General features: G+C 71.1%; 3 protein-coding genes. All 3 read left to right on the forward strand.

The window, feature by feature from the left end; all coding sequences use genetic code 11:
• The first annotated feature begins 234 nt into the window (after positions 1 to 234).
• Positions 235 to 516 carry a hypothetical protein gene (locus VLF18_RS21830; protein ID WP_325281745.1) on the forward strand — a complete coding sequence of 94 codons (282 nt, stop codon included), beginning with the start codon at positions 235 to 237 and terminating at the stop codon, positions 514 to 516.
• Complete coding sequence (locus tag VLF18_RS21835) at positions 506 to 2,347, forward strand: GGDEF domain-containing protein (protein WP_325281746.1); 1,842 nt, start codon at positions 506 to 508, stop codon at positions 2,345 to 2,347. The genes VLF18_RS21830 and VLF18_RS21835 overlap by 11 nt, the downstream gene beginning before the upstream one ends.
• Before the next feature lie 75 nt (positions 2,348 to 2,422).
• Positions 2,423 to 9,966 (forward strand): non-ribosomal peptide synthetase (locus VLF18_RS21840; protein WP_325281747.1); only part of this gene is annotated, 7,544 nt, incomplete at its 3' end.

Genomic DNA, 9,966 nt, shown 5'->3' on the forward strand with positions numbered 1-9,966 from the left:
CCGCATGACAGGCAAGGCTCTTCACCTGGCGGCCGTGGTAGTGCCGCCAGCGATCCACGGACGGATCGCACGAGAATCGGCCGCAGTCGGGTCGGCTTTCGGGATACCGCGCGGACGGCTGCCAGCCGGTCGCGCCGCTGCAACCAACAGGGGGACGAGGCGGGCCGCTCTGCCCGCGGAATCCCGGCTCACTCACTTCGCACCATCAGATCGCCGTTGAATCAGGAGAACACCATGTCGAACGTCATCGAATTCCTGGACGCGATGGGCCGTAACGCACAGCTGCGCCATGCCGGCGCCGCCGATCTCGCGCTCGCGCTCGAACAGGCGCAGCTCGATCCGGCGCTGCGCGCCGCCATCCTGTCCGGCGACCAGTCCCGCCTCGAAGCGCTGCTCGGCGCACGCACCAACGTGATCTGCGGCTTCGCACCGGCGCAGGACGACGAGGATCAGCAGGAAGCGCCGAACGAGGACGAGGAGATTGTCGCGCGCGCCAGCGCCGTCCGTGTCGCCTGACACGACGCCACTGCTGTGTGTGATCCAGGCGGTCGGCCGGCGTCTGCAGCCGGCCGGCCGCCTGATCGTGCTCGCGCTCGCCGCGCTGTTCGGCTCGGCGCTCGCGCTGCAACCCGATGAAGTCGACCGGCTGCTCGCCCAGGCCGACACGATCAAGAGTTCCGACTATCGCGAATTCGGCCGCATCCTCGACCAGCTCGAGGAAGCCGCGCCGCTGGCGCGCACGCAGTCGAGCCATCTCGCCTACCTGCAGGCGTGGCGGCGCGGCTATGCCGGCGAGTACGACGTCGCGATCCCGATGTACCAGGAAGTCATCAAGAATTCCGGCGACGCGACGCTGCAGTTCCGCGCGACCGCGAGCATGGTCAACGCGCTCGTCATCGCGCGCCGCTACCACGAGGCCTTCACCTACCTCGACCTGCTCGTCGAGCGGCTGCCGACGATCGAAGACCGCATCGCCCGCTCGCAGGCCTACCACATGGCGGCCTACCTGAATAACCAGGTCGGCCAGTACGAGCTTGCCGAGGACTTCAGCGAAAAGCTCATCGCCGAAAGCCCCGACGGCCGCGGCGAGTGCATGGGCCGGCAATTGCAGGTCGAGTCGCTGTACAAGCAGAAGCGGCTCAACCCCAACGGCGAGGAAGTGCGTCGCGCGCTGCAGGCCTGCGCGCGGATCAACGAGGTCGTGTTCGGCAATTTCGCGCGCCAGTTCGCCGCGCGCGAACTGCTCGACCGCCAGCAGTTCCGCGAAGCCGCGGACATGATCAGCGCGGTCTACGACGAGGTCCAGAACACGCGCTACCCGCATCTGATCTCCCAGGTCGACGTCGTCATGGCGCAGGCCTACTGGGGACTGCGCGACCTCGCCCAGGCGCGCATGTACGCCCTGCGCGCGGTCGAGCGGCGCGTGCCGAGCCAGGCCACCGAACCGACCGTCGCCGCGTATTTCCTGCTCTACAAGATCGCCCAGGAGCAGGGCGACGCGCGCGCCGCGCTGAGCTATCACGAAAAATACGCCGAAGCCGACCGCCGCAACTTCGACGACGTCAGCGCCCGCTCGCTGGCCTACCAGATGGCGCGGCACCAGTCGATCGCGAACAAGCTGCAGATCGACGCGCTGAACAAGCAGAATCAGGTGCTGCAGCTGCAGCAGGACCTCGGGGCGAAGGCGGCCGAGACGAGCCGGCTCTACATCGGGATGCTGGTTGCCGGGCTGCTGCTGGTGTTTCTGTGGGCGTTCTATACCAAGCGGCGCCAGCTGCATTTCCGCACATTGTCACAACGTGACGGTCTGACGCAGATCGCGAACCGGCCGTATTTCCTCGAACTGGCGCAGCATGCGCTCGACGAATGCCGGCGCACGCGCCAGGAAGCCGCGGCGATCCTGTTCGATCTCGACCATTTCAAGATCATCAACGACCGTTGCGGCCACGCCGCCGGCGACCACGTGCTGCGCAAGGTCGCCGCGGTCTGCTCGACCTATCTGCAGGCCAACCAGTATTTCGGCCGCATCGGCGGCGAGGAATTCGCGATCCTGCTGGTCGGCTGCGACGAGGATCGCGCGGTCGGGCTCGCCGAGATGCTGCGCAACGCCGTGCGCGCCTCGGAGGCCGGCGACGTGCTCGACGACCGGCCGGTCACCGCGAGCTTCGGCGTGACCTCGACGACCAAGGCCGGCTACGAGCTGCACCACCTGCTCGCCTGTGCCGATGCGGCGCTCTACAAGGCCAAGCGCGAGGGACGCGACCGCGTCGCGCGCTATGACGCGACGCTGATGACGGCGCGGCGTTCGCCCTACGACATCACGCCGGGAACGGCGCGCGGTACCTAGTACTGCTGCTTGCAGGCGAAGGACAGCCGGCTTCCATCCACGGTGTAGTCCATTCGCGATTCTGCAGGGGTAGCGATGGCAAACGAACTGAACGGCGCGGCCTGGCCGGCCGTGGTCGCGGCGTCCGACGCCGTCGACGATCCTGTCGTCACCTGCGGTGCTGCCGACGGTGCCGTTCCGCTTGCGCTCGCCCAGCGCCGACTGTGGTTTCTGTCGACGCTGGGCCGCGCCGCCGCGCGCGCCTACGTCATGCCTGCCGGGATGCGCCTGCGCGGCGCGCTCGATGTCCCGGCGCTGCGGCGCGCGCTCGACCTGCTCGCGCAGCGGCACGATGCGCTGCGTACCCGCTTCGGGCTCGCCGACGGCGAGCCGGTGCAGTCGATCGCGGCGGCGGCTGGCGCGCGTTTCGCGCTCGTCGAACACGACCTGCGCCGCGACGCCGATGCCGAGGCCGCGCTGGACGCGCTCGTCGAGCACGAATCCGCTGCGCCGTTCGATCTCGAGCACGGACCGCTGATTCGCGGCCGCGTCGTCGCACTGCCCGGCGACGAGCACGTCTGGCTGCTGTCGGCGCATCACGCGATCTTCGACGGCCGGTCGATGGAACGCTTCGCGCACGAACTCGCGGACCTCTACCGCGGGTTGCGCGACGGCGCCGCCGTGGTGCTGCCGCCCGCGGGCCGCTATGCGGACTGCGTCGCGATCCAGCGCACCGACGCCTTCGCCGCGACGCTGCGCGAGCAGTCGGCCTACTGGCGCGAGGCGCTGCGCGACGCGCCGCCGACATCGACGCTGCCGGCCGATCGCGCGCGCGGCGCGCGGCACGACTTCGCCGGCGGACTCGTCGACGGACGGCTCGATGCGACGCGGACGGCACGGCTGCGCGCACTCGCGCGGCGCCACGAAAGCAGTCTGTTCGGCGTGCTGCTCGCGGCGTGGGTCGTGCTGCTGCAGCGGTTGAACCGGCAGGACGAGGCCGTCGTCGGCGTCACGACCGACGGGCGCACGCAGCGCGAATACGACGGCGTCGTCGGCTGCTTCGTCGGCACGGTGCCGGTGCGCGTCACGCGCGCGTCGACACCCGCGGCGGCGATCCGCGCGACGGCGCAGCGGTTGCGCGCGGCGCGCGCGCATCAGGATCTGCCGTTCGATCAGATCGTCGAGGCGGCACACGCCGAGCGCAGTCTTGCGCAAAATCCACTATTCCAGACCGCGCTGACGTGGTACGGCAGCCGCATCGAATCCTTCCGCTTCGACGGCACCGAGCCGTCTGCGCTGCCTGCGGTCGCGCGGCGCTACGGCGTCGCACCCGACGGCGCGTCGCGCGATGCGCTGATCCTGTACGGCGGCATCGGCGATCGTGTGCATGCCAAGCACGACGTCACGCTGCTGCTCTGGGAAGCCGGCGGCAGCATCCATATCGGCGCCGAATACGCCACGGCGCTCTACGATCGCGACACGATCGCGCGCTGCCTCGGCTACTGGACGCGCCTGCTCGACGCGTTCGCCGATGACGACGCGCAGCCGCTTGCGCGCATCGCGCTCGTCGATCCCGTGGAGCGCCGGCAGCTCGTCGACGGCTGGAACGCCACCGCCGTCGCGCGGCCGGCGACGACCTTGCCGGCGTTGTTCGCGCAGACCGCTCAGGCGATGCCCGGGGCGCCCGCGCTGAACTGCGGCGGCGCCATATTGAGCTATGCCGAACTGCAGCGCCGCGTGCGTCGCGTCGCACAGCGGCTCGCGGCGCACGGCATCGGCCGCGGCTCGCGCGTCGGCGTCGCGATGGCGCGGCGCAGCGAACTCGTCGTCGCGCTGCTCGCGGTACTCGATGCCGGTGCGGCCTACGTGCCGCTCGATCCGTTGCATCCGCCCGAGCGGCGCGCACACATCCTGCGCGACGCCGGCGTCGCGGCGCTGCTGGTCTGCGGCGACGAATCCGGCACCGACGGGCGCGATGCCGTGCCGCGGATCGACGTCGCCGCCGCCGACGGCACCGATGCGCCGGACATCGCGCAATCACCTGCGGCGCCCGGCGATCTCGCCTACGTGATCTACACCTCGGGCACGACCGGCAAGCCGAAGGGCGTGGCGATCGGACATGCCGCGCTCCTGAACCTGCTGCTCGCGATGCGCGACGAACTCGCGATCGCCGCGGGCGACCGCGTGCTCGCGCTGACGACGATCGCGTTCGACATCGCCGCGCTCGAACTGTTTCTGCCGCTGATCGCCGGCGGCTGCGTCGTGCTCGCCGACCGCGCGGCCGCGCAGGATCCGCGCGCGCTGGCCGCGCTGCTCGAACGCGAACGTGTCGACGTCATGCAGGCGACGCCGACCGGCTGGCGCGTGCTGCTCGACGGCGGCTGGACCGGCCGCGCCGGACTCAAGGCGCTGTGCGGCGGCGAAGCGCTGCCGAGCGAACTCGCGCGTCGCCTCGCCGCGCGCGTCGGCACATTGTGGAATGTGTACGGTCCGACCGAAACGACGATCTGGTCGACGATCCAGCGCATCGACGCGGGCTGTGCAGCGGCTACGACCGCCTGCATCGGCCGGCCGCTGGCCAACACGCAGGCCTACGTACTCGACGGCGGCGGCGAACTCGCGCCGACCGGTATCGTCGGCGAGCTGTATCTCGGCGGCGCCGGGCTCGCACGCGGCTATGTCGGGCTCGACGCACTGACGCGCGAGCGCTTCGTCGCGAACCCGTTCGCCGCGGGCGAGCGCCTCTATCGCACCGGCGACCTGGCCTGGCGCGATCGCGACGGCCGCCTGCATCACGCCGGGCGGACCGACGCGCAGATCAAGCTCAACGGCTACCGGATCGAACTCGAAGAGATCGAGGCGCAGCTCGCGATGCACGCAGCCGTGCGCGAAGCGGCCGTCGCGCTGCGTCGCGACGCGGCCGGCTATGCGCGGCTCGTCGGCTACTGCGTGCTCGCCGACGAACGCGGCGACGCCGCGGCCGACCGCACCGACGAACTGCGTGCGCATCTGCTGACGTCCCTGCCGAGCTACATGGTGCCCGAGGCGTTCGTCGTGCTCGAACACCTGCCGGTGTCGCCGAACGGCAAGACCGACCGGGCCGCGCTGCCCGAACCGCTCGCGATCGCGCGCGGCGGACACGAAGCGCCGCGCCCCGGCGTCGAGAGCGAGGTCGCCGCGGTCTGGAGCGAGCTGCTCGACGGCCGCGTGATCGACCGCCGCGATCATTTCTTCCGTCTCGGCGGCCACTCGCTGCTCGCCGTGCGCGTCCTCGTGCGGCTGCGCCGTGCGCTCGGCGTGGAAGTCAACGTCGCCGAGCTGTTCGCGCATCCGACGCTCGACGCGTTCGCCGCCGCGGTCGCGCGCGCCGGGCGCTCGGCCTTGCCGCCGATCGTTCCGGCGGCGCGCAGCGGCGACCTGCCGTTGTCCTCGGCACAGCAGCGGTTGTGGTTTCTCGCACAGACCGGCGCGGACGCGAGCCGCGCGTATCACATGCCGGTCGTGCTGCATCTGGACGGCGCGCTCGACCGCGATGCACTGCGGCGCGCGATCGCGGCGATCCTCGCGCGGCACGAGGCGTTGCGAACCGTGTTTCCGGCGCGCGCCGGGCGGCCCGTGCAGCAGATACGCGACACCGCAGACATCGCGCTGCCGTGGCGCGACGCGTCGATCGACGACGACGCGTCCGCGGTCGATACGGCGATCGCGGCCGAAGTCGCGCGCGCGTTCGACCTGACCTGCGCGCTGCCGCTGCGCGTCGCGCTGCTGCGGTGCGGGCCGCGCGCACACATTGCCGTGATCACGATCCATCACATCGCCTGCGACGGCTGGTCGCTCGCGCTGTTCCTGCGCGAACTGCAGGCGCATTACGCCGCCGCGTGTTGCGGCGACACGGCGGCCTTGCCGGCTCTGGCCGTGCAGTACGCCGACTACGCGCAGTGGCTGCAGAACGTGCAGGGCGCGACCGGTTTCGCGCTCGCAACGGCGTACTGGACGCAGCGTCTCGCCGATGCGCCGGCACTGTTCGAGCTGCCGTCGGACCGGCCGCGTCCGGCGCAACAGGACTATTCCGGCGATCTCGTGGCCTGCACGATCGGCGCGGACCTCACGCGCGGCCTGCACCGGCTCGCCGAGCAGTGCGGCGCGACGCTGTTCATGACGGCGCTCGCGGCCTGGGTCGCGCTGCTCGCGCGCCTGTCGGACGCGCGCGATTTCGTGCTCGGCATGCCGAGCGCGAACCGCGACAGCGCCGAAACCGAAGCGCTGATCGGATTCTTCGCGAACACGCTCGCGCTGCGTTTCGAACTCGGCGCCGATCCGACCGTCGCCGAACTCGTCGCGCTGACGCGCGACGAAGTGCTCGCCGCGCAGCAACATCGCGAACTGCCGTTCGAGCAGCTCGTCGAGGCGCTGAATCCGCCGCGCAGCGCAGCCTGCACGCCGTTGTTCCAGATCGCGTTCGCCTGGCAGAGCGTGCCGCCGGTCGATCTCGCGCTGCCCGGCGTGTCGACGACGCAGCGGCCCCTTTATCGCGCCGGCACCGCGAAGTTCGACCTGACCCTGTATCTGTGGCAGTCGGGCGATACGCTGCGCGGCGGCGTCGAATACGCGACTTCGCTGTTCGACCGGGCGACGATCGAGCGCTATCTCGCGCACTGGAACGTGCTGCTGCGGGCATTCGTCGCGGATCCGCAGCGCCGGCTCATGGCGTTGCCGCTGCTGACGCCGGCGCAGCGCGAGGCGTTGATCGGCGTCGCCTGCGGTCCGCGCGTCGCGTTCGGCGAGGGCCGCGTGCACCGGCTCGTCGAGGTGACGGCACGCCGCGAACGCGATGCGCCGGCCGTCGTGCAGGGCGCGCGCAGCCTCAGCTATGCGGAACTCGACCGGCGCGCGACTGCGCTCGCGCAGCGCTTGCGCGCGCACGATCTCGGCGCCGGCGCGCGCATCGGCGTGCTGATGCGCCGCAGTCCGGAATTGATCGTCGCGCTGCTCGGCGTACTCAAGTGCGGCGCGGCCTACGTGCTGCTCGACACAGCGGCGCCGGCACAGCGCACCGCGTGCCTGCTCGTCGACGCGCAGGCACGCGCCGTCGTCGGCGACGGACCGGAACCGCTCGAACTCGGCGACGGCGCGCTCGCGCTGCCGCGCTTCGTCGTCGCGCCCGACGACGACGCGATCCCCGGGCGGGATCCCGCGCCCGCGCCGGCAGTCGAGCGCGACGACGACATCGCCTACGTGGTGTTCACGTCGGGCTCGACCGGTACGCCGAAAGGCGTGCTCGTCGGGCACCGCGGCTTCGCGAACTTCGTGCAGGCGATGCGCGATGCGCTCGGGCTGCAGCGCGGCGATCGCGTGTCCGGCGCCTGCGGCCTGGGCTTCGATGCGAGCCTCATCGATATCTGGCCGACGCTCTGCGCCGGCGCGACGCTCGTGCTGACGCCGGTCGAACCCGCGCAGGACGCCGACGCATTCCTGCGCTGGTGGCGCGCCGAACGGCTGCATTGCAGCATGCTGCCGACGCCGCTCGCGGAGATCGTGCTCGCGCACGGCATCGTGCCGCCGACGTTGCGCACGCTCGCGACCGGCGGTGCCGCGCTGACGCGGCGTCCGCCGGCCGGCGCGACCTATCGACTGCTCAATGCCTACGGCCCCGCGGAAGCGAGCGTCGTCACGACGATCGGCGACGTCGCGCATGACGATCGCATCACCATCGGGCAGCCTTTGCCGAACGTATGCGCGTACGTGCTCGACGATGCCGGCGAGCCGCAGCCCATCGGCATTCCCGGCGAACTGTATGTCGGCGGCGCCGGTGTGGCGGCGGGGTACATCGGCCTGACAGAACTCGACGAGAGCCGCTTCCCGCCCGATCCGTTCTCGAGCGCGCCGGGCGCGCGGTTGTATCGCAGCGGCGACCGCGTGCGCCGGCTCGCCGACGGCCGCATCGAATACCTCGGCCGCCGCGATGAACAGATCAAGCTGCGCGGCATGCGCATCGAACCCGGCGAGATCGAGACCTGTCTCGCCGCGCTGCCGGCGGTGCGCGAAGCCGCCGTCGTGCACGTCGCGAATGCGGCGGGCGAAGGCCGGCTCGTGGCCTATGTCAGCGTGCGCGCGGAGGCGACCGCGGATCTCGAGGACGAACGCATCGCCGACTGGCAGCGCCTCTACGACGACAACTACCGCGGGCCGAACCGCGATGCGCTGTTCAACTTCGACGGCTGGAACAGCAGCCTGACCGGCGAGCCGATACCGCTCGACGAAATGGAGCAGTGGCAGGACGAAACCGTCGCGCGCATCCGCGCGCTGCGGCCGCGGCGCGTACTGGAGATCGGCTGCGGCAGCGGCCTGCTGCTGCTGCGGCTTGCGCCGGACTGCGCGCGCTATGTCGGCGTCGATCTGTCGCAGGAAGCGCTGGTCAGTCTGCAGCGCAAGATCGAACAGGCGGGCATCCGCGGCGTCGAACTCGTGCATGCGCGCGCCGACGCGCTGGACACACTGGCTCCCGAATCGTTCGATACCGTGATCCTCAACTCGGTCGCGCAGTATTTCCCGGATCGCGACTACCTCGAACGCGTCGTCGCTGCCGCACTCGCGCGGCTGCAGCCCGGCGGCGCGCTGTTCGTCGGCGACGTGCGCAACCTGCTGCTGCTCGACGCGTTCCATCAGGCGATTCAACAGGCGCGCGCGACGCCTGCCGCCGATCTGGCGGAAGCGGCGCGGCGCGCGGCCGCGCAGGAAAAGGAACTGCTGATCGCGCCGGCCTGGTTCGCGCGTGCCGGAGCCGGCACGCACGCCGTGCAGGTACTGCCGAAGACCGCGCCGAACGCGAACGAGATGACCGCGTTCCGCTACGACGTCGTGCTGCGCGACGCGATGCCCGCGATCGCGCGCCAGCGTGTCTTCGAGGCGCACGACACCGGTGCGTTCGCGGCGGCGATGGCCTGGGCGCGCGCGAATCCCGATGCGGTCGCGATCCTGACGCCGCTGCGCAATGCGCTCGTCGACAGCGACAGCGACGGCGACAACGGCGACACCGAGGATTCCTGCATCGCGCCGGCCGACGCCGTGCGCCGTGCGATTCACGGCGACCTGATCGCACAGCCGAGCTGGATCGCGTCGGACACGCGCGGCCGCTTCCATCTGCTGATCACCGCGAGCGATCCGGCGCTGCTGCACGATCACGTCGCGCTGCTGCGCGGCGTCGCCGCCGAAGCGGACGGCGCGATGACGAATGCGCCGACGCAGCAGGCGAACGAGGCGCGGCTGCGTCGCGAACTCGTCGCCGCGCTCGCGCGGAAACTGCCGGAATACATGATCCCGGCGCAGTTCGTGTTCCTCGCGCGGCTGCCGCTGTCGCGCAACGGCAAGGTCGATCGCGCGCGGCTGCCGCAGGTGGACCTGCCGCGCTCGGAGCGCTTCCGTCCGCTGCGCAGCGACACCGAGCGGCGCGTCGCGGCGATCTGGAACGACGTGCTCGGCGCGCGCGTGCTCGGCGCCAGCGATCACTTCTTCGAGCTCGGCGGGCATTCGCTGGCCGCGGTGCAGGTGCTCGCGCGCGTGCGCGACGCGTTGAACGTCGAGGTGTCGCTGGCCGACCTGTTCGCGCACCCGATACTGGCCGACTTCGCCGAACGGCTCCC

Source organism: Tahibacter sp. (assembly GCF_035481375.1).
GTDB lineage: Bacteria > Pseudomonadota > Gammaproteobacteria > Xanthomonadales > Rhodanobacteraceae > Tahibacter.